Source organism: Campylobacter concisus (assembly GCF_003049085.1).
GTDB lineage: Bacteria > Campylobacterota > Campylobacteria > Campylobacterales > Campylobacteraceae > Campylobacter_A > Campylobacter_A concisus_H.
Map to the genome: position 1 here is coordinate 45,821 of NZ_PIQX01000004.1, position 26,136 is coordinate 71,956.

Here is a 26,136-nt window from a genome sequence, read left to right on the forward strand (position 1 = left end):
TTACTTCTTAGATGTCTTGCCCGCTTTGCGGATAATACGTTCTTCTAGATATTTAACGCCCTTACCTTTATATGGCTCAGGTGGTCTAAATCCTCTAACTTGAGCAGCCACTTGGCCTACTACTTGTTTGTCATCGCCTTTGATAGTAATAACGTTTTTCTCAACACTAGCTTCAACGCCTGCTGGTAGCTCATAGTTGATAAGGTGTGAAAAACCAAGAGAAAGCTCTAAAATTTTACCTTTTGCAGCTGCTTTGTAACCAACGCCGTTGATCTCAAGCTGGCGAGTGAATCCCGCAGTGATACCAGTTACGATATTATTAGCAAGTGCTCTATATGTTCCCCAGTAAGCTCTGCTTTGGCGATCTTCGCCTTTTGGAGCAAAAACTATATGACCATTTTCTATCTTGACATAAACGTGACCTTTTGTGTCAAGCTCTTTTATATGATTGCCCTTTTTAAATTTTAGGACATTATTTTCAACGCTAACGTCTACACCACTTGGGATAGCGATAGGCTGTTTTCCAATACGTGACATTTTTTTCCTTTACTTGTCTAGGGTGTTCCTACATTTACGAATAAACACCACAATGCCGTAAATTTTATCGTCAAATTTGACGAAACCTTCATTTGAATTTCTAAATTTAGCTTTGGCAAAATCTAAAATTTTACCAAGCTAAAAATTTAACCTTACCTTCATAAGGTTAAATAGCGTTTAATACAGTTTATTACCAAACTGTACAAAGAACTTCGCCGCCAACGCCAGCTTTACTTGCTTCAATACCGCTCATAACGCCTTTACTTGTGCTAACGATAACTGTTCCGTAACCATTTTTAAAACGCTTAATGTCGTCTTTGCCTTGATAAACACGGCGACCAGGTTTTGAAACCCTTTTAAGCTCATTTATAACGCTTCTGCCGTACTCATCATACTTTAAAACTACGTTTATAAATTTCTTGTTACCTTCTTCAATAACGTTGTAGCTCTCTACATAGCCTTTTGCTGCAAGGATAGAAAGAGTAGCCTCAACAACCTTAGAATGAAGCAATTTCGCAGTTTCAAGCTTTCTCATACTTGCATTTCTAATGCGTGTTAATCCATCTGATATTAAATCGTTTAACATTTCTCTTCCTTACCAACTTGCTTTTTTAAGACCAGGTATCAGGCCTTCGTTAGCCATTTTTCTTAGGCAAACACGGCAAATTCCAAAATCTTTATAAACAGAGTGCGGACGACCGCAAATTTGGCATCTAGTATAGCCGCGAACCGCAAATTTTGGCTTGCGCGCAGCTTTTGCTATCATTGATTTCTTTGCCATTTTACTTTCCTTTTGCAAACGGCACACCAAATAGCTCTAGCAATTTGAATGCCTCTTTATCATTTTTAGCCGTAGTAGCAATCGTAATATTCATACCATGAGTTCGTAAAATTTTATCATACTCAACCTCTGGAAACATTAGCTGCTCACTAAGACCGAAGTTATAGTTTCCACGTCCATCAAAGCCATTTTTTGGAAGACCACGGAAGTCTTTAACTCTTGGGAGAGCAACGCTGATTAGCTTATCTAAGAAAGCATACATTTGCTCTTTTCTCAAAGTTACTTTGATACCAACAGGGAAACCTTCGCGAACTTTAAAGCCAGCAACTGATTTTTTAGCATCAGTGATAACTGCTTTTTGTCCAGCGATAAGTGAAATGGTATCAGCCATATTTTGAAGCACTTTCTGATCTTTAGCAGAGTCTCCAGCGCCTACACTGATCACAATTTTCTCGAGTGCAGGGATAAGCATTGGATTTTTGATGTCAAATTCTTTTACGAGAGCTGGCTTGATAGTTTCGTTAAATTTATTTTTTAATCTACTCATATCTCTTATCCTTCAACTTTCGCGACGTTTGATATGTCAATTGGCATCTCTTTATTTACGTGACCACCATTTGGAGTTTTTTCGCTTGGTTTGATAGCTTTTTTAGCTATTTTGCATCCCTCAACTATAACCTGACCTTTTTTTGCAAGAACTGTTAAAATTTTACCAGTTTTGCCTTTATCGTCACCAGCGATGATCTTAACGGTATCGCCTTTTTTGACTTTAAATTTTACATTAGCCATTATAAAACCTCCGGAGCTAGCGAAACAATCTTCATAAAGTTAGCATATCTAACTTCACGTCCAACTGGTCCAAAAATACGAGTGCCGACTGGCTCTTTTTTGCTATCAAGTATAACAGCTGCGTTCTCGTCAAAGCGGATTAGCGAACCATTATCTCTTTGAACCTCTCTTTTAGTTCTTACAACAACAGCTTTTACAACCTGTCCTTTTTTGATCTTACCATTTGGAAGAGCTTTTTTAACAGAGCAAACTATGATATCACCAAGTGTAGCGTATCTTCTTTTGCTGCCGCCAAGAACTTTTATACACATTAATTCTTTTGCACCGCTGTTATCAGCAACTGCAAGTCTTGTAAAACTTTGAATCATTACTCAACTCCCTTTGCCAATACAGCTTTTAAGCGAAAATTCTTGCGAGCTGAAAGTGGTCTGCACTCAACTGCAACAACTGTATCGCCTGCTCTTGTCTCATTTTTCTCATCATGAACTAAATATTTTTTAAAGCGTTTTACAAATTTATGGTATCTTGGGTGCATAACGCGTCTTTCTACCAAAATAGTAGCTGTTTTATCTCCAGCTTTTTGTAAAACAACACCTTGAATTTCTCTTTTTAATGCCATTTTACGCCCCTTGTCTTGTTGCACTAATTGCAGTGTTGATCTGAGCTATCTCTTTACGAACAGCACTAATCTCATTAGGGTTGCTTAACTGCATAGTTTTTAGCTTTTGTCTTAAAGTAAACAAAAGCACCTTTTTCTCTTTTAGCAACGCGTTTAATTCTGCAACGCTCTTATCTTTTAACTCAGTATATTTCATTTTCACTCTCTCGCGTTACAAATTTTGATTTGAAAGGAAGTTTGTGTAAAGCCAAAGTTAGAGCTTCACGAGCTAACTCTTCGCTAACACCAGCCATCTCAAATATTATACGACCAGGTTTGATATTCATAACCCACTCTTCAACTCCAGCCTTACCTTTACCCATACGAGTTTGTAGAGGTTTTTTAGTAAGTGGCTTATCAGGGAAAACCCTAATCCAAATTTTAGCCTGTCTTTTTACGTGACGAGTTAGAGCTTGACGAGCAGCTTCTATTTGGCGAGAATTTATTCTACCAGCTTCAACGGCTTTAAGTGCAAATTCGCCAGTTGCTAAAGATGCTCCACGAGTCGCATAACCACGGTTGCGACCTTTCATCTGCTTACGAAATTTCGTTCTTTTAGGCATCAACATAATTATTTACCTCTTCTTGCTCTACGTGTTTTCTTAGGTGCTTCTTCTTCAGTTTTCTCAGGCTGAACACCTTTTTGAAGAACCTCACCTTTAAAAATCCATACTTTAATACCTATGTTTCCATAAGTCGTATGAGCCTCAGCTACACCATAATCTATCTTTGCTCTAAGAGTATGAAGCGGAACGCGACCTTCTAGATACCACTCGGTTCTTGCCATCTCAGCACCACCTAAACGACCGGCAACTGAAATTTTGATACCTTTAGCGCCTGATTTTTGAGCACCTTGGATAACTTTTTTCATAGCACGTCTAAATGCGACACGCTTTTCAAGTTGCATAGCTACGTTTTCAGCAGCAAGTTGAGCTGAAGCTTGAGCTTTTCTTTCTTCTTTGATATTTACATTTACTTCTTTACCGATAAGTTTGCTAACTTCGTTCTTTAGGTTTTCAACATCTTGACCTTTTTTGCCGATGATGATACCAGGACGAGCTGCAACTACGGTTACACGAAGTTTTTTAGCCGTTCTTTCGATTAGAATTTGGCTGATTCCTGCATAGTAAAGTTTTTTCTTTAAAAATGCACGAATTTTGTAATCTTCACCGATGTTTTCAGGAAGACTTTGTTTGGTTGGAAACCATCTAGATTCCCAGTTGCGGTTAATTCCTAGTCTAAGACCTATTGGATTTACTTTTTGTCCCATATTATGCTTCCTTCTTTTCAGGTTTAGATACTTCTACCATTACATGAGAAGTAGGTTTGCGAATTTTGCTCGCTGTTCCTCTTGCTCTTGGTCTAAATCTCTTTAATACAGGACCAGCGTCAACGCGGCAACTAGTTACTACAACCTCTTCTGGCTCAAATCCGCCATTTGCTACTGCTGAGCTAATAGCGTTTGCTATAAATTTAGCACCACGATTTGGCATAAACTGCAAGCTTGCAAGTGCTAGCTCGGCATTCATACCTTGAACTTCTCTTGCTATAAGTCTTGCTTTTGTAGGAGAAAGTCTTACGAATTTTATAATTGCTCTACTCATATTATCTCCCCTTACTTGCCGATTTTCTTTTGCACTGAGCCTTTGTGACCCTTAAATGTGCGTGTTGGAGCAAATTCGCCAAGTTTATAGCCTATATGATTTTCTGTAACATATACAGGAATAAAGCTCTTGCCATTATGAACGTTAAATGTTAGTCCAATCATTTCAGGTACAATCGTGCTACGTCTTGACCAAGTCTTGATTGGTTTGTTATCGTTTGCATTTTTTGCGGCAATAACTTTTTTCATTACATGATCATCTACGAAAGGACCTTTTTTGAGTGATCTTGCCATCTCTATTTTCCTTTCCTTCTTGAAATTATAAGCTTATCGCTAGCTTTTTTACGGCGAGTCTTAGCACCTTTAGTTGGTTTACCCCATGGAGTAACTGGGTGACGGCCTGAATTTTTCTTACCTTCACCACCACCGTGTGGGTGATCAACTGGGTTCATAGCAGAACCACGTGTTTGTGGACGGATACCGCGGTGGCGATTACGTCCAGCCTTACCGATAGTGATGTTAGCCCAGTCTTCGTTGCCAACTACACCAATACTTGCCATGCACTCAGCTAGTACTTGTCTCATCTCGCCACTTGGCATTCTTAAGATAACGTACTTCTCTTCTTTACCCATTAGCTGAGCATAACCACCAGCTGAACGAGCTATCTGAGCGCCTTTGCCAGGTTTTAGCTCTACGTTATGAACGATAGTACCAACTGGGATAAATCTTAGTTTCATAGCGTTACCTGGCTTAATATCTAGTGAACCCTCATCGATAGATGCGATAACATCGCCAACATTTAGGCCATTTGGTCTAATGATATAGCGCTTTTCACCATCTTTGTAAGCTATAAGAGCGATACGGCAGTTTCTGTTTGGATCGTATTCGATCGCTTCAACTTTACCTTCTATACCAAATTTGCGACGTTTAAAATCGATGATACGATAAAGTTTTTTTGCACCTGCTTCTTTATGTCTTGAAGTTATACGACCATTGTTGTTTCTACCGCCAGTTGCAGGTAGTTTAACAAGCAAGCTTCTAACGCTTGGTTTAGCTGTTATATCTTCAGAGCTTAGTCCAGTCATATATCTACGACTAGGTGTATATGGTTTATATGATTTTATAGCCATCTTACGCCTCCGTATTTTCTAGGCTTACGCCTTCAGGTAACTTAACGTAGAATTTCTTTATCTCGTCACGTTGGCCTGCTCTTCCTCTAAAACGCTTAACCTTGCCGCTAATTCTAAGTGAATTTACGCGAACAGGCGTTACTCCAAAATACTCTTGTAAAACCGCTTTTAAGCTGTTTTTTGTAACTCTTGGTGAAGTTTGGATAACAACAACGCCTTGTTCTTGAAGGCCTAGAGTTTTTTCTGTATAAATAATTGTTTTGATATCAGTTATATCCGCCATTTTAGCCCTCTTTTGTTATAGTTTTTAGTGCAGCTTTTTCAATAATAACCGAACTAAATGTAGAGACAAGATAAGCATTTACCTCATTTGCATCTACTACATAGCAGTTTACTAAATTTCTAAAAGCAAGTAGTGTTTTATCGTCTAGTAAATCTTTAACGATAAGCGCGTCTTTTACTTTTAAATTTTTGATGATATTAGCTGCATCTTTTGTCTTTCCAGACTCGATTGAGATGCTATCTACTGCGAAAATTTTACCATCTTGTGCTTTTACTGCCAAAGCGTACTCAAGAGCTAGTCTTTTTTGTTTTTTATTGACTTTTTGAAAATAGTTTTTCTCGTTTGTTGGACCAAATGCAACTGCACCGCCTACCCAAACGTTAGTTCTAGTTGAACCCGCTCTTGCACCACCACGTCCTTTTTGTCTCCATGGTTTTTTACCACCACCGCTTACAAAAGCACGGCTTTTAGTATGAGCCGAATTTGCTCTTATACCAGCAAGGTAAGATTTTACATAAAGATATAGGTTGTGCGGATTTACTTCAGCGTAGCTTGCAGGAAGCTCTAACTCGCCTGAATTTTCAAATTTATCGTTTAATACGTGAATTTTACTCATTTTACAATCCTTATTTTACCCATTGCACCATTGTGACCAGGAACGCAACCTTTTACAACTACGATGCCATTTTGAACGTCAAAGCTTATTAGCTCGTTTTTAACAGTAACTTTCTCATTACCCATGTGTCCTGCCATTTTCATACCTGGTTGAACACGACCTGGCCATTCGCAGTTACCAATTGAACCGTGGCGTCTGTGGAAACGTGAGCCATGGCTTTTTGGACCACCACCGAAACCATGTCTTTTTACCACACCTTGGTAGCCTCTACCTTTTGAGTTAAAGCTAACTTTTAAAATTTTAGCCTCGTTTAATGGTGTAAAGTCTAGGTTTCCAACTTCGCTATTAGCTACTTCAAGCGTAGCAAATTTGTTAAATTCTGCAGTCAGATTGTATTTCTTTTGCTGACCAGCGATAGCTTTGTTGTTTGCTTTAGTGTGGGCATACGCTACGATAGCACGTTTGTTTTCGTCGATCTCACATACTTTAGCCTCAACTAGCTTAAGTAGTGTAACTGGCGTACTCTTCGTGGCAATCGTTCTACTCATGCCTATTTTTTCTACAATATATTCCATACTCTTATCCTTTTGTCCGCTTATTTCATCGCACGAACTTCGACATTAACTTCTGGAGCTAGGTCGAGTTTTGTTAGGCTATCTACAGTTTCTGGAGTAGCAGCTACGATGTCAAGCATACGAGCGTGTATTCTCATCTCAAACTGCTCACGTGAGTCTTTGTTGATGTGTGGAGATTTTAAGACTGTATAGCGTTTGATCTTTGTAGGCATTGGTACCGGGCCACGAACGTCGGCACCTGTTCGTTTGACAGCTTCTACGATTGCTGCAACAGTGCGGTCTAGAACTCTATGGTCGTAAGCTTTTAGCTTTAACCTGATTCTTTCCATGTGTTTTCCTTTAAAAAGAACTTGTCGCAAACTCGCGACCTCTTTACATCAAAATAACTCGCATAGGATCAAGCGATCGTACGAGCAAAGACGCTTGTCTTTTCGTAAAGAGAACGCGATTTTACAAAAAAGCTATTATAGTTGTCAAGAAAAACGCTATTTTTTGATGAATTTTGATTAATTATTTCCTTTTAATAAGGAAGATATAAAATTTAAAAAGATAAAATTCCAAGAAATTAAAATTTTAAAGAGAAAAGATGCCGATCTTTAATCCAAAATTCTTACTAACCCAAGATCAAGACGAAGAAAAGCTTAAAAAGCGTTATGCAAATTTGCAAATGTATCAGGAAAAAGCTAGCGACATTAAGAATTTCAAAGAAGAGAAATTTCAAACGCAGTTTCTAAAAGATATCTTTGAAGACTGCCTTGGCTACACTTTGGACACTACTAATCCTACAAATTTCAATCTTGAACGTGAGAAAAAGAACGAAACTGACGGCAAAAAAGCAGATGGGGCGATACTGATAAATGGCGAAGTTAGATGCGTGATCGAGCTAAAAGATCAGACTACACAGCATCTTGATAAAACTCCGTCCAATCGCGAGCTTAGCCCAGTAGATCAAGCTTTTCGCTATTTTATCTCGCACGACAATGCCAAATATGTCGTTGTTTCAAATTTTAACGAATTACGCTTTTACATCGGCAATAAAACAACATTTGAAAAATTTGACCTTTTTACAGCAAGCTTTGACGAGTTTAAAAGACTTCATTTGCTGCTTAGCTTTGAGAGCATTAGCACGGATCTGCCACTAAAGCTAAAAGAGAAATTTGCCACTCATGAGCGTGAAATTTCAAACAAATTTTATAAAGACTTTAGTGCTTTTAGACTTACTCTTTTTAAAAATATTTGCAAAAACAATGCTAGTATTGATAAAAATAGGCTTTTAAGCCTGACTCAAAAACTATGTGATAGGTTTGTCTTTATACTATTTGCCGAAGACCGCGGACTACTAAGACTTCGCACGATAGCCGAGATAAAAGATAAATTTCAAAACCAAGTTACTGAGCTTAGTTTTTATGACTTTTACAAAATTTACTTTAAAGCCATTGATGAAGGCAGTGAACGTCTTGATATCAAACGCTACAATGGCGGACTTTTTGCCACAGATACTGAGCTTGATGCACTAAAGATAGACGATAGCGTGCTTGAAGCGCAGTTTTTAAGTGACTATGACTTTTTAAGCGACATCGGTGTAAATATCCTAGGGCATATCTTTGAAAGCTCACTAAACGACCTTGAAGAGCTAAATGCACAAATAAATGGTAATGAATTTGATGCCAAACAGAGCAAACGTAAAAAAGATGGCATATTTTATACGCCAGAGTTTATAACAGAATTTATAGTTGAGAATTCGCTTGGCATGCTTTGTAAAGCCAAAAAAGATGAGCTAGGGCTTGATCTAAATGAGCTACTAGCACCAAAAAATCCCAAAAAATTAACCAAAGCAGAAAGTGAGATCAAAGACAAAATTTATGCTTACCGCGAGTGGCTCTTATCTCTTAAGATACTTGATCCAGCTTGTGGCTCTGGTGCGTTTTTAAACCAAACTTTAGAATTTCTAATTAGTGAGCATGGCACATTAGACACTTATCGCAAAGTATATGAGGGCGAGGGCTTGGGACTTTACGATATAGAAAGCACTATTTTAGAAAATAACCTTTACGGCGTAGATATAAATGCCGATGCGGTCGAGATCGCTAGGCTATCTCTTTGGCTCCGCACAGCTGCAAAAGGACGAGTTTTAACAGATCTTAGTAAAAATTTAGTAGCTGCAAACTCGCTTTTAGAATTTCCTTTTGACTTTAAATTTGATGTCGTTATCGGCAATCCTCCCTATGTTAGACAAGAGGCGATAAAAGAGCAAAAGCCTGCCCTACAAGAATATAAAGTCTATAGCGGCACGGCTGATTTGTTTGTCTATTTTTATGAGCTTGGCATTACGCATCTAAAAGAAAATGGACTTTTAGGTTTTATATGTTCAAATAAATTTTTCCGTGCCAGCTATGGTGAAAATTTACGTAAATTTATATTAGAAAATACGCAAATAACACATATTATTGATTTTGCTGGGGTTAAAGTTTTTGAAGATGCGAGCGTAGATAGTGCGGTTACTATTTTTAGAAAAATAAGAGCTGGTGAAAATTCAAAATTTAATTTCCTAGCCTCAAGCACCATAAATTTAAAAACGCAAAAATTTATCCAAATACCACAATCCACGCTAAACGAAACAAATTTCACTTTCCTAGATAGCAGCAAATTTGAACTAAAAAGCAAGATCGAAAAAGTCGCAAAGCCATTAAAAGATTGGGGTGTGAATATCAATTATGGTGTCAAAACTGGACTAAACGAAGCTTTCATTATTGATAGCAAAACTCGTGATAAAATTTTAAGCACATGCATTGGGGACGAAAGAGAACAGACACAAAAGCTCATTAGACCGATCTTAAGGGGTCGCGACATAAAGCGTTATGACTATGAGTGGGCTGGGATATGGCTCATAAATATCCATAATGGATATGGCACCGAGCCTCGCATCAATATAGATAATTTTCCTAAGCTAAAACTATATCTTGATAAATTTGAGCCGAAACTTTCCAATCGTTCTGATAAAGGAGCCACTCCTTATAATCTGCGAAACTGCGCATATCTGGAGGAATTCGAAAAAGAGAAAATTTTATGTGCCAGAATGGTGCAAAGCCCAAAATTTGCTTACGATATAAATAATAATATTCCAGACAATACTGCATATTGCATAACTGGCGAAAATTTAAAATTTTTATTAGCTTTTTTAAATTCAACAGCTGTTTATAAAATTTTCAACTTTTTCTATGCTGGAGGCGGACTTGAAGGCGAAATAAAAATAAATCGCTTAGAGATTTTACCTATCCCACAAATCACGCCACAAAATGAAAATTTATCAAACGAGATAATAAATTTGGTTGATGAAATTTTAAAAGCTAATGAAAAAATCAAGCTTTACGAGAAGCATATGCCTACTTTAACTCTTGATGAAAAGCTAGAAGCTAAAGAAAATATCGATACGCTAAACGACAAAATCAAGGCAAGTGACGAAAAAATAGACAAACTTGTTTTTGAGCTTTATGAACTAACAAGCGATGAGATCGCGCTTATAACAGGGGGGGGGAAATTGACGGTATAACAAAAATTTACATATACATCTTACAAAGGGGAGAAAATGAACCAATTAGAGCTTTATTACAATCAGCCGCTTAAATCAAGTAAATTTATCCCCAGAAAATATGAAATCATCTCGCCAAAAACGCTTATAATAGGTGCCATTTCAAGTGGCAAAACAGCCCTTGTTTATGAGTTTTTGAGCCATTATAAAAGCGAGGAGAGGCTTTATGTAAATTTAGACGATCTAAGGATAGACAGAGCCTTGCTTTTAGCAAATTTAAAAGAATTTTTAGAAAAAAATGCCCAGATAAAGGTGCTCGCAGTTGAAAATTTACAAGCTGCTGACCTTGCAAATTTAAGCTTTTTAAATGGGCTCCCACTTGAAAACATTATCCTTACAAGTAAGGAATTTTCACTCACGATTGACGGCTTTGCACGCATAAATTTAAACTATCTCGACTACGAGGAATTTATACTATTTTTTAAGAAAAATTTAGACCAAGACCTGCTTTTTAGCTATTTTTTGGCTCACGGCAACGAGATAGCAAGTGCCTTTTTAGACTCCAGCGAGGTCACGGCACACTTGCAGCAGCTCTTAAAAGCAAATTTAAGCGAGCAAAGCATTGCGATTTTAAAAGAATGTGCTCCAAAATGCCACGATGTGCTTAGTACTTTTGGTATCTACAAAAACCTAAAAGAGCAGATGAAAATTTCAAAAGATAGTGTCTATAACGCAGTAACCAGCCTTAATGAAAATGGCTTTATAGAATTAGTACCAAATTTAGATGAGAGCAGCACGAGCAAAAAGCTCTACTTTACAAATTTTGCACTTCGCAACGCTTTATACCTAAAAAAGGACTTTTTGGCTGTCTTTGCAAATGTCGTTTTTTGCGAATTGCTTAAATTTAAAGATGAAATTTACTACACAAAAGAGATTGATTTCTTCCTTAATAAAAGGAAGATTGCGATTATCTGTGTGCCGTTTTCTGCGCCAGAGATCATCTTTTTGAAATTTAAAAAACTCCATGCAAGCTTAAAAGAGCTAGGCGTAAGTAAGCTTCAGATAATCAGCGTCGCAAATCAAGCTGAGCTTAGCCTTGAGGGCATAAAATGCGAAATTTTGCCCTTTTCTAGGTGGAGTCTAGGTTTATAAATTTAAACCTTTATTTGATTATTGTTTTAAAAGCTTAAAGTAAAGAAGCTATAATCAAAAAAACTATGAAGGACGGACATGAGAGCATTTATTGGGATTTTTATACTTATAGGAAGCCTATTTGGCTATGAGATAAATCACGAAAACTGGGCAAAATTTTATAAATTTATTGGTGAGGCAAATGGTATAAAATTTGAAGTTTATATGAACTATTTTAAAGATGAATTTGAAAATTTTAAGCAGAGCAAGAGCTTTAAAGTGCCAGCCAAGATAAGCGGACATATCTTTTTTGATGGTACAAAATATGACTACGAAAAAGGTAATCTTGAGCAAAATAGCAGTGAAATTTCATCGCTAAATGCTGTATCTGATAAGATAAATTTAGACGTTAAAAATGAAAATGGCGAGCTAAAGGGCAAAATAATCGTTAAAAACAAAGCCTATAATGCGACTATTAAAAAAGAAAAAGAGTATGAAATGCTAAATATTGGCATCCAAATGATCGAAGCAAATGGCACGAGATACGAAGCTATCATCAACGACATATTTGCCAAAGAATCGGCTAAAAAAAATAAAAATAAATTACTCTCGACACTTTATGACCTAAAAAGCGAGCGTAAAAAATGGCCAAATAACCAATTTGAAAGCCTAGATAACATCTACTATATAAATGACAAAATAAAAAGCATCTGTACCTATAAAAATAACAAAACTAGCTGCGATGTTGTCTTACTTAAAACCAACAAAAAGCTAAAGTTAAAGCAGATTTTTAAAGATATGAACGACCCTCATCTAAAAGCAATCCTCGCAACAGCAGGTGTTAGCGAAAATTTTATACTTTCGCCACTTGGACTTACCTTTTTAAATGAGGAGCAAATTAGCGTGCCACTTGATGAGCTAAGGCCTTACTTTAGCGATGAAATCGGACTTTAATGGCAAAAATTTGTGGCATAGATGAGGCTGGACGTGGGGCTTTAGCTGGGCCTTTAAGCGTAGCGGCCTGCGTGCTTAATAAAGAAATTTCAGGCCTAAACGACTCCAAAAAACTAACCGCAAAAAAGCGTGAGGAACTTTTTAAAGAGATCATAAAAAGCTCAAATTTTCTCATCATCTACTTCTCAAATGCACAAATAGACGAACTTGGGCTAAGCGAGTGCTTAAGACGAGCGCTCAAAATTTTTAAGGCGCATTTTGAGAGTTTTGAGATTATTTATGATGGAAATTTAGACTATGGAGTTGGTATCACAACGATGATAAAAGCTGATAGCAAAGTCGCTGGGGTAAGCGCTGCTAGCATATTAGCAAAGGTCAGTCGTGATAGTTTGATGAAAGGCTGGGATAAAATTTACTCAAAGTATGGCTTTGCTGGGCACAAAGGATACGGCACAAAGGCACATTTAGAAGCCATTGCCGAGTTTGGCTATTCAAGCCTTCATAGAAAAAGCTTTGTAGTAAAATCTTTTGAAAAATCTCTATTTGACTAAGATTAATTATCTAAGCATCAAATAGATGCTTAGATAACGCCTTTTTTAATGGCAGCCACAACCACAACTACCGCTACTTTTAATAGCATCAAATACAGCATCGTAGTTTGGCTCTTCTGTCACTTCGGGGACGATTTGTTTGTGAATTATTACGCCATCATTGATGACAAATATCGCTCTTGCAAGTAGTCCTTTTAGTGGGCCATCGCTCATTAAAACGCCATAGTTTTTAGCAAATTCTCCGTATCTAAAGTCACTTCCAACATGTAAATTTTCTATGCCTTCAGTCGTGCAAAATCTCCCCATCGCAAATGGCAAATCATTTGAGATGATGCTTAGTTTTACGCCGTGTTTGCCAGCTACTTTTTCGTTAAATTTACGAGCCTCTGCTGCGCAAACTCCGGTATCAAGTGATGGCAAGCAAACAAGTACTTCTACGCCATTATTTCCGCCTACGCTAAACTCGCTAAGATCTTGTGCTACGACTTTTGCTTCAGGTGCATAAGAGCCAACAAAGACCTCATTTCCACTTAAATTTACCTCACTACCTTTAAATTTTGTAGTTGCCATATTTATCTCCTTTATTATTTTTTTGCTTTTTTAAATGCTTGATCAAGATCTGCTATTAGATCATCAGCGTTTTCGATACCGATTGCTAGGCGAAGCAAGTTTTGCTTTATGCCGATCTTATCTAGCACCTCTTTTGGATACGCCTCATGTGTCATCGTCGCAGGCCTGCAAATAAGGCTTTCTACGCCACCAAGGCTTACCGCTAGATCAAAAATTTCTAGTGCTTTTACAAATTTATTTACATCATATTTTTCATCGAGCTCAAATGAGATGAGAGCACCGATGTCGCTTGCTTGAGCTGCTTGTATCTTTGCCTCTTGCTCGCTATATGAACCAGCAAAATGCACCACGCTAACAGCGTCATTATTCTGCAAAAATTTGATGATTTTATGTGTATTTTGCGTTTGTCTATCAAACCTAACGCTAAGCGTTTTAAGCCCACGTATTAGGTAGTATGCGTCCATCGGGCTGATGATGCCACCAAGCGTGTTTTTAGCAAATTTTATCTTCTCAGCCAAAGCATCGTCATTTAGCGTGACGATACCAGCGATCACATCAGCGTGTCCGCCGATATACTTTGTAGCGCTATAAACCACGATATCAGCTCCATGCTCAAGCACTCTTTGATAATAAGGCGTTAAAAATGTGTTATCCACGATGACTATAGCGCCTTTTTTGTGAGCGATCTTTGAAATTCTAGCGATGTCTGTCACTCTTAAGAGAGGATTTGACGGAGTTTCAATAAATATCGCCGCCACGTCGTCACTTATATCATCTTCGCTTAAAAAATTTAGATCGTCTACAAATTCGCTCTTTATGCCGTGGCTTTCAAAAACAGTCGTGACATACCTATAAGTGCCGCCATAGACGTTACTATTTAGTAGGACCTTTTGCCCCGTTTTTATAAGGCTAAGTGCGGCTGCTGTTGCTGCCATACCTGAACCAAAGCTAAAAGCGTATTTACTGCCTTCAACCTTTGCAAAAATTTCATCAAATGCTTTTTTGGTTGGGTTGCTACCACGCGAATATGCAAATTCTTGAAAATTCTCAAGATCATCTTGCACAAATGTACTTGCTAAAAAAATAGGCGGAATGACAGCTTTATTTGGATTATTTTTAGCTTCAATGCCTTTTACGATCAATGTGTCAAGTTTCATAAATTTCCTTTTAAAATTTTATGAAATCTTACATAATAAAGATTAATCTTCCCCAAACCCACCCAAAACGTAGCTAAATCAGTAAGTGGTAGTAACATTTATTTTTAAGAATGCATTTTTTAAATTGCTGGGATAAATTTAAACTTTTGCTCTCTCCCCGCAAGCCTAATAAATTTTTCTTTTTACTCGCCTTTAGCTACATTTTCACCATAAATTTTACTCTACAAGATCAACTTGCCAGTTTGCCTCTTGTAGCTTCATATCTAGCTCTCTGATCTCTTTAGAAAGCTCGTCTATTTGCTTTTGGAGCGTGGCCACATCAACACTACTTAAAATTTTTATCTCACTATTTGAGTAAAGATCGACCTTTTGGCTTGCGCTTTTGGCAAAATCCCTAAGCACGCTTGCTTTTTGGCTTAGCGTATCTTTTTTAGCGATCATTTCAGTTAGACTCAAGCCTTCAAATTTTGCACTTGAGTTTGTTAAATTTATAGCCAAGATCAGCCTAAATAGCTCATCGCTTAGCCTATCAAGCTCTTTTAAAAGAAGCTTTGGATCTTCGCTAGGTCTTTCATTTTCTTGCATTTTTGCATTATCGAGCAACCTACCTTTTAGCTGCTCTAAACGTTTTTGTGTATCGGCTCTTAAAATGAGAGCCTGAGCTAATTTCATCATTTTTCCTTTTGAAATATTAAATTGAGAGAAAATTTCAAATTATATTAGTATCTTTTGGGTTATAATTGATTTAAAATTTTATTTTAAGGAAAAGCTATGAAGTACGATTTTGATACGCTTATTAGCAGAGATGGCACCAACTCATCGAAGTGGCGAATGAAAAACGATGTTTTGCCAATGTGGGTTGCTGATATGGATTTTAAGGCTGCACCTGAAATTTTAAATGCCCTACAAAAGCGTCTTGATAATGGCGTCTTTGGCTACTCATTTATCCCAAAAGAGTGGAACGAAGCGATTAAAGGCTGGTGGAAGAGGCGTCATAATGTTAGCTTTGAAAACGATTGGATGTGCTTTTGCACTGGCGTTATACCAGCGATTTCTACTGCTATTAGAAGATTTAGTAATCCAGGGGATCAAATTTTAGTTCAAGCTCCCGTATATCACGTATTTTTTAACTGCATCAAAAATAATGGCCGTGAAATTTTATCAAATGACCTTGTCTATAAAGATGGTTCTTATGAGATTGACTTTGAAGATCTTGAAGCAAAGCTAGCTCAGCCGCTAACAACTATGATGCTCCTTTGCAATCCTCACAATCCAATAGGAAAAATTTGGGACAAAGAGACGCTTAAAAAAATAGGCGAGCTTTGCTATAAGCACGATGTTTTGGTTATCAGCGATGAGATCCACTGCGACATAACTGATCCTGGGCTAAGCTATGTGCCATTTATCAGCGTTAGTGAAGAGTGTAAAAATAACTCAATCACATGCATCTCACCAACAAAAGCCTTTAATATCGCAGGACTTCAAAGCTCAGCTATCGTCACACCAAACGAGCAGATACGCGCCAGAATAAATGCGGCTGTAAATTATGATGAGATAGGTGAAGCAAATGCATTTGCAATAACTGCGACAATAGCGGCATTTAATGATAGCCAAACATGGCTTGACGAGCTTAGAAATTATCTCTTTGAAAATAAAAAAATCGTTATGAATTTCATAAAAGAGCAAAATTTGCCAGTAAAACTTCTGCCTTCAAATGCAACTTATCTTTTATGGCTTGATTGTAGCGCGTTTTGCGAGGATTCGAGCGACTTTATGAATTTCTTGCGTGATAAAGCTGGACTTTGGCTAAATGACGGCAATGCTTACAGAGGAGATAGATTTTTCCTCCGTATGAATATCGCAACCCAGCGCGAGAGAGTGCTTGAAGGACTAAAACGCTTACAAAATGGTATAAATTTATACACTTCAAAAAGATAAATTGAGTAAATTTGGCTGAGTGGCTTTAAAATTTAAAGCTACTCCTGCCTGATATTGATACAGCTCGGGGAATTTTTGAAGCAGTAAATATTGCCCCAACATTTTTAAATATCAAATCAAGTTTTGCTAATAAATTTAAAGACAAGATGACCTACGCTAGTTTGTATTTGATTGCTTTAAATTTAAGTATAAAACCGCCCAACCACAATGTAGCAGACCGATAAAAGCGAGCGTTTTATGCCTTTTTGAAGTGGTAAATTCTATGCCCATAGCTTGTAAATTTAGCAGTGGCTTTAAAATTTTCAACAAAGTAGAAATTTGAAGTTGAGATAGCTCACACTGGCTTTAAATTTAAGAGAAATTTGTTTGCTAAAACAAAATTTTGAGCCATTTTTGAAGTTACACTTTCTTTTAAAACAAGGTAGTTCTTGCTGATAAATTTGATGACTTTAAAAATTTAGATAAAAGTAGAAATTTAAAGGCGGGAAAGCCCCGCCAGATATTATTTATGAAGCTCTTTTGTGTAAAACTCAACTGAGCCAAGACCCTCTTTTAGTGCCCACTCGTAAGCTTTGCTTACAAATTCCCAGTTTATGTTCTCATAAAATGTCTCTAGGTATTTTGGGCGAGCGTTGAAGTTGTCGATGTAGTAAGCGTGCTCCCACACATCAACTACTAGAAGTGGCACTTTGCCATCACTCACTGGAGTTTTTGCGTTGCTAGTTTGCACGATCTCTAGCTTTTTGCTGCTAGGATCAAATACAAGCCATGCCCAGCCTGAGCCAAAAAGCGTTGTAGCTGCCTTTAAAAACTCCTCTTTAAAATTTGCGAAATTTGCTTCGATCGCAGCTTTTAGCTCGCTTGACATCTCGCTTTTTTTAGCGATGCAGTCCCAGTAAAAGTCGTGGTTATAAACTTGAGCGACGTTGTTGTAAAGGCCACCTTCGCTATTTTTTAGAATTTCATAAAATGATACGTTGGCAAATTTTGTATCTTTTATGAGATTGTTTAAATTTGCAACATAGGTCGCGTGGTGCTTGCCGTAGTGGTATTCACAGGTTTTAGCACTTACTACTGCGTTGTGGTTTGCGTCAAACGGAAGTTTTCTTAGTTCAAACATAATAATTCCTTAATAATAAAATTTGTTGTTTCGTATTATAGCCATAAAAAATTAATAAATAAAAATCTTTTAAATTTAGACACAAAATATAGGCTAAATTTAAGCAATACAAAACTTACATTTTTGGCTGGCTTTTAAACTTATGAAAAAGCAAATTTAGAGCAAAAATATCCCATACATTTGGTTAAATGGATTCAAAAATTTATTAAATGTAAAAATAAAATAAATTTTATGTGTAAAAAAGTAACAAATATAATTTAAAAGTTTAGTTATTGAAAAATTATAAAAATTTTTTGAAAATATAAATTAGCTTTTAAAAGCATATTTGTTACTAAAATACACATATAAAAATAAATAGCTGTGAATTTACGAAACAAAATTTCTAAATTTTTATTTTTGAAATTTATAATGCGTTTAACAAAACCATTACAAAGGATAAAAGATGAAATTCTTACAAGCTTTACTTTTCACTTGTGCCATCAGTGGCTTAGCATTTGGTGCTGATAAGGTCTATACGATCAAATTTGCTCACGTTGTCGCAGCTTCTACGCCAAAAGGCAAGGCAGCTGACTTTTTTGCTAAACGTGCTGAGGAGCTAAGTGGCGGTAAACTAAAAGTTCAAGTATTCCCATCAGCTCAGCTACTTGATGATGATAGAGTTTTTGGTGCGTTAAAGCTTGGCAATGTTCAAATGGCAGCTCCAAGTTTTTCAAAATTTACGCCTATTGTGCCACAGTTTCAGCTATTTGACCTACCTTTCATCTTTAAAGACGCAGAACACCTTCATAAGGTCCAAGACGGCGAGGTCGGCGAGGAGCTAAAAGCCCTTGTTACAAAAAAAGGCTTTGTGGCGCTTGATTATTGGGATGCTGGATTTAAGCACTTTAGCTCAAGCAAAAAGCCAGTTCTTGTGCCAGAAGATGCAAAAGGACAAAAATTTAGAATCCAAAGCTCAAAGGTACTTGAAGAACAAATTAAAGTAGTTGGTGGCAATCCACAAGTTCTACCATTTTCAGAAGTTTACTCTGCACTTCAACAAGGCGTAGTTGATGCGACAGAAAACCCACTTTCAAATTTCTATAACTCAAAATTTCACGAAGTTCAAAGCTCGCTTACACTTTCAAGTCACGGATATTTGGGCTATTTAGTCGTTATGAGTGATAAATTTTGGAGCAAGCTACCAGATGATCTGAAAGCAAATGTAAAACAAGCTCTAAGCGAAGCGACAGCTTTCGAGAGAGAAGAGACAGCAAAAGAGGACGCTCACGTCATAGCTGAGCTTGAAAAATACATCGCTGCTAGTAAAAAACTAGAAATTTATAAGATCGATGATACACAAAAGGCTGAGTGGCAAAAGGTTATGCAATCAATCTATCCTAAATTTTATGATGTTATCGGTAAAGACCTCATAGAAAAGACTCTTGGGACAAAATAATGAAGAGCTTTTTTAATGTCTTTGATATAGCGATAGCCTCACTAAATAAAACTATCGCAGTAGTTGGGCTCGCAAGTGGAACATTGCTAGCCTTTGCAAATGTTATGGCTAGATATTTTTTCGATAAAAGCTGGTCATGGGCAAGCGAGCTATCAAACTATCTTTTTATCTGGTCGGCGTTTTTTGCCGCGGCATATGGCTTTAACAAGGGTATTCACGTCAGTGTGACTATTTTGGTGGAAAAATTTCCACCAGCCCTTGCAAAAGCATGTTTAATCTTCTCTCATGTGCTAACCACTGTATTTTTGTTATTTATCGCAGTCTATTCGATTGATTATCTACAAATTCTTCACGAGATCGAGCAGATGATAATAGACCTTGGCATACCACAATGGGTACCTATGGTAGTACTTCCAATAGCCTTCGTTACAGCTAGCTACCGCTCTACTGAAAAAGCCATAAAAGTAGCTCTAACGCCTGCTGAAAACGTTGTGAGTAACGAAGCGCACGAGCTAGCTCATGGTAGCGTAGTCAAAGATTAAGGAGAAAAAAGATGACAATAGCATTTTTATTTATCCTACTTTTTGCGCTAATGCTAATAGGCGTGCCTGTGGCTGTTTCGCTGGGAACTAGCACCGTTTTAACGATGATATTTTTTACAGATATAGACATCGCTACGATCCCACAGCTTATATTTGATGGTATCAATAAATTTTCGCTAATGGCGATACCGATGTTTATCTTGGCTGGAAATTTACTAAGTAAAGGTGGTTCAGCAAGACGTATCATCGACTTTGCAAAGTCTATGGTCGGACACTTGCCAGGTGGTTTGCCTATGAGTGCGATATTTGCCTGCATCATCTTTGCAGCGGTCTCTGGAAGCTCACCTGCGACGGTTGTAGCTATTGGCTCAATTATGTTTGCAGCTATAAAAGAAGCTGGCTATCCAAAAGAGTACGCGGTGGGTGGCATAACTACGGCTGGCTCACTTGGAATTTTGATCCCACCTTCAGTTGTTATGATAGTTTATGGCGTAACTGCTGAGGTTAGTATTGGCAAGCTTTTTATGGCAGGCGTTGTACCCGGTCTTATGCTCGGCGCTTTTATGCTTGTTCAAACTTATGTTGGCGCAAAAAAGCTTGGTTTTAAAGCAACTAAGGCCGAGCCATTTAAAGTAAGAGTGCAAAAATTTGCAAAAGCATTTTGGGCTCTTTTGATCGTCGTTGTAGTCATCGGTGGAATTTATGGAGGAATTTTTACTCCAACTGAAGCTGCTGCGGCAAGTGCGGTCTATGCGCTATTTATCTCACTTTTTATCTATAGAGATATAAAGATAAAAGATCTTTGGGACATCTGCCTAGACTCAGCTCTTACAACAGCTATGATATTTTTCATCATTGCAAATGCCGTTGTTTTTGCATATTTGCTAACTAGCGAGCAGATCCCTCAAGCTATCGCTTCGATGATACTTGACGCGAATATCGGTATGATAGGATTTTTGATATTTGTAAATATCTTGCTCTTTATCATGGGTCAGTTTATGGAGCCTTCAAGCGTTATCATGATCATGGTGCCACTATTGCTTCCGATTTCAACGCAACTTGGCATAGATCCGATACATTTTGGCATTATCTTAGTTGTAAATATGGAGATAGGTATGGTTACTCCACCTGTTGGACTAAATTTATTTGTCGCAAGCGGTCTTACAAATATGAACTTAAAAGAGGTCATCATGGCATGCTTGCCTTGGATACTTACTTTATTCTTTGGACTTATCTTGGTTACTTATATACCGCAAATTTCTCTTTGGTTACCAAACCTAATGTATGGACATTAAAATTTAGAGGCTTAGGCCTCTAAATTTATGCTTTTGGATCGTAATCCGCACTCATAACGATATTTTTACCACTTCGTTTACCAGCATAAAGTAGATTATCAGCTTGTTTTATCATCTTTTCTAAGCTAAATTCTCCCGTACCATCATGAGCAACTACTCCAAAAGTCATAGTTGCGTTGATCTTTATGTTTTCAAACTCAACTATATTTTTACTCAAAGTCTCTCTAACACGCTCTACGATACTTACAGCTGCATCTTTTTTTACACCCAAGACGACTGCTAAAAATTCTTCTCCACCAAATCTAGCTACTCTATCTTTATCTCTAAATGTGCTTTTAAATATGCCTGATAAGCTTTTTAAAACAGCATCTCCTGCGCCGTGTCCATAAGTGTCGTTTATCTTTTTAAAGTTATCAATATCGCACATAACGATAGCAAAGTCCCTATTTTTATATAGATCGTTTTGACTTAAAATTTTCTGCATCGAAGTACGATTTAAAAGCCCTGTTAATGGATCGTGATTTAAGATATTTTCAGCCATCTCTTTTTCCTCTAAGATACTTAAAAATATAAATAAATTTGAGCTCTCCAAAAGGTACGAAACAACAACCGAAAACACACAAACCATACTTAAGTTAAAAACAAAAAGTAGATCTCTAAAGCCGTCAAAATTTTTTACAGGCTGGCCATCTAAATATACATAGCAGGCTATGGATAAAATTATTTGCGTTGCAACTATTATGTAGTTAAAAAATTTATAGGAAAATGATGTAAAAAATAGTATTAGCGACGATGCTAAAAACAATAACCCAAAACCGTATCCCCATCCAAGTGTCAGCATACAAACCAATGCATGAAATAAAATTTCAAGCTGGACTATAAGCATTGTTATCTTGTTATTTTCAGGGCTATCGTAAATAAGCCTTAAAAGAAAAAGATAGGTTGCTACTGAAAATACATTCGTAACTGCTAGAATTTCTTCTTTCATAAATAAGAAAATGAAAAAATAACAGATGTGAGTTAATAATATTGAAAATATGATGATTTTTTGAGCCGTATAGAGTGAAATTCTACGCATCCAAGCCCTTTTTTAAAATTTCTAATTCGATGCGGTCTTTGCCATTTAGCTTTCCTTCATAAAGCAGCTTATCTACTAAAGTTATGGCTTGCTCAAAATCAACCTCAACACCATTTGCACATATTAGCATGCCAAAGGTCATAGTAACTGGAGTTTTATCTGGAAGTTTTGCGTTGTTTATCTGTTTTTTAAGCCTTTTGCTCACTTCGTGGATAAATTCTATCTTTGTATCGGGCAAGATTATCAAAAATTCTTCTCCGCCCCAGCGGCAAACATAATCTCTACCTCTAAATGATTTCTTCAAAGCACTGGCTACATCTTTTAAGACCTCATCGCCACAGTCATGCCCATATGTATCGTTTATTTTTTTAAAATTATCAATATCGCCTAACATTATGACTAAATTTGTATTACCGCTTCTTTCATTGTTAGCAACTAGTTCAAATCTTAAAGTTTTTTCTATTGTTCTTCTATTTAAAAGACCAGTTAAAAAATCATGTTTTGAGTCCTTTTCAAGCTCTTCCGTCTCTTTTCTTATTTGCTGATATCCACTAGAAGTGATAATATCTGCAAACATTGAAAGTCTTAAAACAATAAAAAAAGCAAAAACAATACTGCACACGACTATCACCCCTCGTATAGCTGATGGGATCAGCGGCGCCTCATCTTTATGAATAAAATAAAGAAGTATAAGCAAGATTAATTCTAAAAATGCCATTATATAAGTAAGACTCTTTGAATCAAACGCTAGAAAGTAGTTTATAAAAATTACACCAACGAGTATTATCCAAATTCCAGTATTCCAACCCATAGTAGTAACAATAATAGTAACAAGTAATATAATATTTAGGTGAAATGCAAGGGATATTAATACTCTATATTTTATGTCAAATTTTATTCTAAGCAATATTCCAGCTGCTATAAATAATAAGCACATAAAAAGTAGTGGTGTAGCTATGATCATAAAAAGCAACAAAGATAGTGCATTTGCAGCTATCATAACGTCTAATATCGTTTTATAGATATCATCGATCGCTTTATAACTACTTTGATCTACAAAATCGTGTGTCAAACAAAACTCCCTGTAAATTTATTCCATTAAATTTCATTAAGTCATTCTAATAAGAGTCGTAACTATCCTCATCCTCGTCACTATCTTCGTAGTTGTAGTCATTTTCATCGTAATTATAGTCATAACTATCGCTACTATCGTCCTCATCGTCATTAAATTCAGAGTAGTCTTCTTCTACTTCTTCATAGTCAAAATCATCACTCATTGTTTTCTCCTTAAATTTTATCTTTGACACTTTCAATATACAAGCTTTGGCTTGGGAATGCGAAATTTAGACCATTTTGCTTTAAAATATCCATAATCTTTAGCATTACATCTTGCTTGACATCTAAAAATTCTCCCCAAACGATAGTCTTTGCAAAACAATAAACTAAGATATTTATCGAGCTATCTGCGAAATCATCAACCACGACAAATAAATTTGATTTATATCCAGCATAATCATCAACCGAAACTATACTTTGTCTATATTTTAGCCCTTTTTTCTTTGCTGTTATATCCTCGCTTTTGGCAATATCTGGATGATTTATCAACATAGTTTTTATGTCATCTACACATTTTTTAATCTCATCAGTTGTCGCTCCATACTCAATGCCAATTAGCATTCTGATACGTCTACCGACTTTTCTTCTACTCCAGTTTCTAACAGGATCGCTTGCTAGTTTTGAGTTTGGTACAAAGATTAGAGCATTATCAAAACTTCTGATAGTCGTCTTTCTAAAGCCAACCTCAACGACAGTGCCCTCTATATCACCACAAACTATCCAATCTCCTTGCGAAAATGAGTTATCAAAGAGCATCATAACAGAAGCAAAGAAGTTTGCGATGATGTCTTTTGCAGCAAATGCAACAGCAAGACCACCGATACCAAGTGAAGCTATGAGTGCTGATATATCAAAGCCAAGCTTTTGAAGAATTAGTAAAAGTGCGATTATTAATACAATTACATAGACTACTTTTAAAACTAAATTTACGACCTCTTTTCGTCTGCTTTTTTGAGCGATTTTATCGATTATTACTATGCCATAACCATTTAGGATGGTTAAAACAAGCCATGAAAATGCGACTATGTAGACGATTGAGAAGATATTTGCTAGAGTTAGTGGCACTGGCACTGGATAAAAGGCAACACCGATACAAATATTTAGTGCATAAATGATAAGAAGCGCAGAGATAGGCTTTTTAACGATATCTACTATCTGATCCTTTGCCTCCTTTACGCCTTCGCCCGATGCAATGAGTGACATAAGCCAATATGTGAGTTTGGCAAGAATTCTTGTAAGTGAGACAAAAAATAAAAATACTACGATTATAACTACGATCTTGCCAACGTTAAATTTTGCCGAATTTATAGGAATTAGCTTATTTATATATTCGACCGTATCGACTAAATTTAGCTCTGATAAGATCATGCTTGAACTTAGAAGATCAGCATTATTTTTAAGATAGATTAAAATTTCCTCATCAGTCTCTTTTTTTAAATCAAGCTCGGCAAATGCGTTATCGTAAGAGCTTGAAGTCTCATTTAGAGAATCTTTTAGCTCTTTTATGCTGACGTAAGAATTTGTTTGTAAATTTAAAAGTCCGTTATCTATCACCTCTTTTATAGAGTTTGCTTTAGCACCTTTTTTAAATATCTCTTCAAGATTAATTAAAGCTGAGAAGTATGCATAATCTATCTTCATTTTCTCAAGCTCAATGGCGCTTTGAACGTAAGCATCTTTGTTTGATTGCTTCTCTAGTCTAGCTACTTTTTTTTCTAAATTATTTTTTTGCAAAATAAATTTATCAATATCGTTTTGAGTTACTTCAATCTGCATAACATATAGTGGAATTTTTTCCAAAAGGTCATTTTTTTTCTTTTGAAGTCCAGCTAAATTTGAATTATCAGCTTTTGTTGAGTTCGTATCTTTTTGCTGTGCTTTTATGATTTGGATTTGATTATTTAAAGTCAAAATTTGATTTGTTAGGCTTAGTATATTTTCTTCTTGAGTTTTATTATTTTCAGCACCAAGAAGAATTACAAATGAGAGCAAGATGATGGTTAAAATTTTACGCATTTTCACCCCTCTTATCTGCTAAAAGTTTGAATGTGCCCTCTTTTAAATCGTAGCTGAAAATTTCGCCGGTTTCTATAATGTAGTGCCAGCCATAAATTTGAAGGTTTCCTCTTTCATACTCCTCTTTTACATTTGGATAAGTCATTATATTTTCGATCGAATTTATCACATTTAATCTCTCAGTTAGCCACGCCATCTTTGCTGGATCGTCGCTTGTAAATTTAAGCACTTCTCGTTTGATCGGCTCTATTAGCTTTATCCAATTTCTAACATTTGGCGTAGTTTTGAGCTTTTTTTCATCCATATAAAGCGCTGCACATCCACCACAATCGGAGTGTCCGCAAATAATGATATTTTTGATATTTAAAAGCTCTAATGCATATTCGATAGCCGAGGTCGTTGCCAAAAATTCCTCGCTCACTCTATAAGGTGGCACGATGTTTGCGATATTTCGCACCATAAAAAGCTCACCTGGAAGGCAGTTTGTTATCAAATTCGGCACCACTCTTGAATCAACACAGGATATAAAAAGGGTATGTGGGTCTTGTCTATTTTGTAGACTTTTAAAGAGCTCTTCATGCTCCAAAAAGCCATCTTCCATAAATTTTACCGCACCTTCAAGTAGCGAGTCATCCATAGAAATTTATCTCCATTTTTTATATTTTTACGCGATTATAGCAACTTTTATTTAATCTAAAAAATACTTTAATATATAAATTTTTAACTAATATA

The 26,136-nt window shown here is 36.5% G+C and carries 34 protein-coding genes; 8 read left to right on the plus strand and 26 right to left on the minus strand.

Annotated features, from left to right (window positions below; genetic code table 11):
• The 17 genes from rplF to rpsJ all read right to left on the minus strand — a co-directional run bounded on the left by rplF (position 1) and on the right by rpsJ (position 7,301).
• Positions 1 to 537 (minus strand): 50S ribosomal protein L6, encoded by a 537-nt coding sequence (rplF, locus tag CVT13_RS05630; protein ID WP_107811894.1) that lies wholly within the window; start codon positions 535 to 537, stop codon positions 1 to 3.
• Between the two features lie 190 nt (positions 538 to 727).
• On the minus strand, positions 728 to 1,123 hold the full coding sequence (gene rpsH / locus CVT13_RS05635; RefSeq protein ID WP_021091129.1) for a 30S ribosomal protein S8: 396 nt from the start codon (positions 1,121 to 1,123) through the stop codon (positions 728 to 730).
• Positions 1,124 to 1,132: 9 nt separating this feature from the next.
• Positions 1,133 to 1,318 (minus strand): type Z 30S ribosomal protein S14, encoded by a 186-nt coding sequence (locus CVT13_RS05640; RefSeq protein ID WP_002941532.1) that lies wholly within the window; start codon positions 1,316 to 1,318, stop codon positions 1,133 to 1,135.
• A 1-nt stretch (position 1,319) separates the two neighbouring features.
• Positions 1,320 to 1,865, minus strand: coding sequence for a 50S ribosomal protein L5 (gene rplE / locus CVT13_RS05645; RefSeq protein ID WP_107811895.1), 546 nt, complete (start codon positions 1,863 to 1,865; stop codon positions 1,320 to 1,322).
• Between the two features lie 5 nt (positions 1,866 to 1,870).
• Positions 1,871 to 2,107 carry a 50S ribosomal protein L24 gene (gene rplX, locus CVT13_RS05650; RefSeq protein WP_107788688.1) on the minus strand — a complete coding sequence of 79 codons (237 nt, stop codon included), beginning with the start codon at positions 2,105 to 2,107 and terminating at the stop codon, positions 1,871 to 1,873.
• Positions 2,107 to 2,475 (minus strand): 50S ribosomal protein L14, encoded by a 369-nt coding sequence (gene rplN / locus CVT13_RS05655; RefSeq protein ID WP_002941516.1) that lies wholly within the window; start codon positions 2,473 to 2,475, stop codon positions 2,107 to 2,109. The genes rplX and rplN overlap by 1 nt, the downstream gene beginning before the upstream one ends.
• On the minus strand, positions 2,475 to 2,726 hold the full coding sequence (gene rpsQ, locus CVT13_RS05660) for a 30S ribosomal protein S17 (protein ID WP_002941511.1): 252 nt from the start codon (positions 2,724 to 2,726) through the stop codon (positions 2,475 to 2,477). Before rpsQ ends, rplN begins: the two co-directional genes overlap by 1 nt.
• A 1-nt stretch (position 2,727) precedes the next feature.
• Positions 2,728 to 2,922 carry a 50S ribosomal protein L29 gene (gene rpmC, locus CVT13_RS05665; protein ID WP_002941625.1) on the minus strand — a complete coding sequence of 65 codons (195 nt, stop codon included), beginning with the start codon at positions 2,920 to 2,922 and terminating at the stop codon, positions 2,728 to 2,730.
• Positions 2,909 to 3,334: a 50S ribosomal protein L16 gene (gene rplP / locus CVT13_RS05670; RefSeq protein WP_021091116.1), complete on the minus strand. Its 426-nt coding sequence runs from the start codon at positions 3,332 to 3,334 to the stop codon at positions 2,909 to 2,911. Before rplP ends, rpmC begins: the two co-directional genes overlap by 14 nt.
• Positions 3,335 to 3,336: 2 nt before the next feature.
• Positions 3,337 to 4,035, minus strand: a complete 699-nt coding sequence (rpsC, locus tag CVT13_RS05675; protein ID WP_002941650.1) for a 30S ribosomal protein S3 — start codon at positions 4,033 to 4,035, stop codon at positions 3,337 to 3,339.
• 1 nt (position 4,036) lies between these two features.
• Positions 4,037 to 4,369 carry a 50S ribosomal protein L22 gene (rplV, locus tag CVT13_RS05680; protein WP_002941544.1) on the minus strand — a complete coding sequence of 111 codons (333 nt, stop codon included), beginning with the start codon at positions 4,367 to 4,369 and terminating at the stop codon, positions 4,037 to 4,039.
• Positions 4,370 to 4,380: 11 nt separating this feature from the next.
• Positions 4,381 to 4,662, minus strand: coding sequence for a 30S ribosomal protein S19 (gene rpsS / locus CVT13_RS05685; protein ID WP_002941639.1), 282 nt, complete (start codon positions 4,660 to 4,662; stop codon positions 4,381 to 4,383).
• Between the two features lie 2 nt (positions 4,663 to 4,664).
• Complete coding sequence (gene rplB, locus CVT13_RS05690; RefSeq protein WP_103601039.1) at positions 4,665 to 5,498, minus strand: 50S ribosomal protein L2; 834 nt, start codon at positions 5,496 to 5,498, stop codon at positions 4,665 to 4,667.
• A gap of 1 nt (position 5,499) precedes the next feature.
• Positions 5,500 to 5,781, minus strand: a complete 282-nt coding sequence (locus tag CVT13_RS05695; protein WP_002941535.1) for a 50S ribosomal protein L23 — start codon at positions 5,779 to 5,781, stop codon at positions 5,500 to 5,502.
• 1 nt (position 5,782) lies between these two features.
• Positions 5,783 to 6,397 carry a 50S ribosomal protein L4 gene (gene rplD / locus CVT13_RS05700; RefSeq protein ID WP_107811896.1) on the minus strand — a complete coding sequence of 205 codons (615 nt, stop codon included), beginning with the start codon at positions 6,395 to 6,397 and terminating at the stop codon, positions 5,783 to 5,785.
• Entirely contained in the window at positions 6,394 to 6,972 is a 579-nt protein-coding gene (rplC, locus tag CVT13_RS05705) for a 50S ribosomal protein L3 (RefSeq protein ID WP_107811897.1), read from the minus strand. Before rplC ends, rplD begins: the two co-directional genes overlap by 4 nt.
• Positions 6,973 to 6,992: 20 nt before the next feature.
• Positions 6,993 to 7,301: a 30S ribosomal protein S10 gene (gene rpsJ / locus CVT13_RS05710; RefSeq protein WP_009295257.1), complete on the minus strand. Its 309-nt coding sequence runs from the start codon at positions 7,299 to 7,301 to the stop codon at positions 6,993 to 6,995.
• Between the two features lie 257 nt (positions 7,302 to 7,558).
• Here rpsJ and CVT13_RS05715 point away from each other — a divergent pair, with 257 nt between their 5' ends.
• The 4 genes from CVT13_RS05715 (at position 7,559) to CVT13_RS05730 (ending at position 13,137) form a co-directional block, all read left to right on the plus strand.
• Positions 7,559 to 10,522: an Eco57I restriction-modification methylase domain-containing protein gene (locus CVT13_RS05715; protein ID WP_107811898.1), complete on the plus strand. Its 2,964-nt coding sequence runs from the start codon at positions 7,559 to 7,561 to the stop codon at positions 10,520 to 10,522.
• Between the two features lie 36 nt (positions 10,523 to 10,558).
• The gene (locus tag CVT13_RS05720; protein WP_107811899.1) at positions 10,559 to 11,653 is read left to right on the plus strand and encodes an ATP-binding protein; all 1,095 of its coding nucleotides are present in this window, start codon (positions 10,559 to 10,561) and stop codon (positions 11,651 to 11,653) included.
• A gap of 78 nt (positions 11,654 to 11,731) precedes the next feature.
• Complete coding sequence (locus tag CVT13_RS05725) at positions 11,732 to 12,586, plus strand: S-adenosylmethionine tRNA ribosyltransferase (protein ID WP_107811900.1); 855 nt, start codon at positions 11,732 to 11,734, stop codon at positions 12,584 to 12,586.
• A complete protein-coding gene (locus CVT13_RS05730; protein WP_107811901.1) occupies positions 12,586 to 13,137 on the plus strand; it encodes a ribonuclease HII in 552 nt (183 codons plus the stop codon). Before CVT13_RS05725 ends, CVT13_RS05730 begins: the two co-directional genes overlap by 1 nt.
• Positions 13,138 to 13,182: 45 nt before the next feature.
• Here the strand turns inward: CVT13_RS05730 and tpx are convergent, their stop codons facing one another.
• From tpx to CVT13_RS05745, 3 genes are all read right to left on the minus strand, one after another.
• On the minus strand, positions 13,183 to 13,707 hold the full coding sequence (gene tpx, locus CVT13_RS05735; protein WP_103624906.1) for a thiol peroxidase: 525 nt from the start codon (positions 13,705 to 13,707) through the stop codon (positions 13,183 to 13,185).
• A 14-nt stretch (positions 13,708 to 13,721) separates the two neighbouring features.
• Positions 13,722 to 14,864, minus strand: coding sequence for a trans-sulfuration enzyme family protein (locus tag CVT13_RS05740; RefSeq protein ID WP_107811902.1), 1,143 nt, complete (start codon positions 14,862 to 14,864; stop codon positions 13,722 to 13,724).
• Between the two features lie 216 nt (positions 14,865 to 15,080).
• Complete coding sequence (locus tag CVT13_RS05745; RefSeq protein ID WP_085658451.1) at positions 15,081 to 15,536, minus strand: DIP1984 family protein; 456 nt, start codon at positions 15,534 to 15,536, stop codon at positions 15,081 to 15,083.
• 99 nt (positions 15,537 to 15,635) lie between these two features.
• Here CVT13_RS05745 and CVT13_RS05750 point away from each other — a divergent pair, with 99 nt between their 5' ends.
• A complete protein-coding gene (locus tag CVT13_RS05750; RefSeq protein WP_107811903.1) occupies positions 15,636 to 16,802 on the plus strand; it encodes a MalY/PatB family protein in 1,167 nt (388 codons plus the stop codon).
• 502 nt (positions 16,803 to 17,304) lie between these two features.
• Here the strand turns inward: CVT13_RS05750 and sodB are convergent.
• Positions 17,305 to 17,922 (minus strand): superoxide dismutase [Fe], encoded by a 618-nt coding sequence (sodB, locus tag CVT13_RS05755; protein ID WP_107811904.1) that lies wholly within the window; start codon positions 17,920 to 17,922, stop codon positions 17,305 to 17,307.
• 442 nt (positions 17,923 to 18,364) lie between these two features.
• Between sodB and CVT13_RS05760 the strand changes: the two genes are divergently transcribed.
• From CVT13_RS05760 to CVT13_RS05770, 3 genes are read left to right on the plus strand one after another with little or no spacing between them, the layout of a single operon-like run.
• Positions 18,365 to 19,357, plus strand: a complete 993-nt coding sequence (locus CVT13_RS05760; protein WP_103559406.1) for a DctP family TRAP transporter solute-binding subunit — start codon at positions 18,365 to 18,367, stop codon at positions 19,355 to 19,357.
• Complete coding sequence (locus tag CVT13_RS05765; protein ID WP_087578033.1) at positions 19,357 to 19,899, plus strand: TRAP transporter small permease; 543 nt, start codon at positions 19,357 to 19,359, stop codon at positions 19,897 to 19,899. The genes CVT13_RS05760 and CVT13_RS05765 overlap by 1 nt, the downstream gene beginning before the upstream one ends.
• An 11-nt stretch (positions 19,900 to 19,910) precedes the next feature.
• Entirely contained in the window at positions 19,911 to 21,194 is a 1,284-nt protein-coding gene (locus CVT13_RS05770; protein WP_107811905.1) for a TRAP transporter large permease, read from the plus strand.
• A gap of 25 nt (positions 21,195 to 21,219) precedes the next feature.
• Here CVT13_RS05770 and CVT13_RS05775 read toward each other — a convergent pair whose 3' ends face one another.
• From CVT13_RS05775 to CVT13_RS05790, 5 genes are read right to left on the minus strand one after another with little or no spacing between them, the layout of a single operon-like run.
• Positions 21,220 to 22,272: a GGDEF domain-containing protein gene (locus CVT13_RS05775; RefSeq protein ID WP_107811906.1), complete on the minus strand. Its 1,053-nt coding sequence runs from the start codon at positions 22,270 to 22,272 to the stop codon at positions 21,220 to 21,222.
• Positions 22,265 to 23,344 (minus strand): GGDEF domain-containing protein, encoded by a 1,080-nt coding sequence (locus CVT13_RS05780; protein ID WP_234411982.1) that lies wholly within the window; start codon positions 23,342 to 23,344, stop codon positions 22,265 to 22,267. Before CVT13_RS05780 ends, CVT13_RS05775 begins: the two co-directional genes overlap by 8 nt.
• A 46-nt stretch (positions 23,345 to 23,390) precedes the next feature.
• Entirely contained in the window at positions 23,391 to 23,549 is a 159-nt protein-coding gene (locus tag CVT13_RS10270; RefSeq protein ID WP_021091126.1) for a hypothetical protein, read from the minus strand.
• 10 nt (positions 23,550 to 23,559) lie between these two features.
• Positions 23,560 to 25,404: a mechanosensitive ion channel domain-containing protein gene (locus CVT13_RS05785; RefSeq protein ID WP_107811907.1), complete on the minus strand. Its 1,845-nt coding sequence runs from the start codon at positions 25,402 to 25,404 to the stop codon at positions 23,560 to 23,562.
• On the minus strand, positions 25,397 to 26,041 hold the full coding sequence (locus CVT13_RS05790; protein ID WP_072595207.1) for a carbonic anhydrase: 645 nt from the start codon (positions 26,039 to 26,041) through the stop codon (positions 25,397 to 25,399). The genes CVT13_RS05785 and CVT13_RS05790 overlap by 8 nt, the downstream gene beginning before the upstream one ends.
• Positions 26,042 to 26,136: the final 95 nt, after the last annotated feature.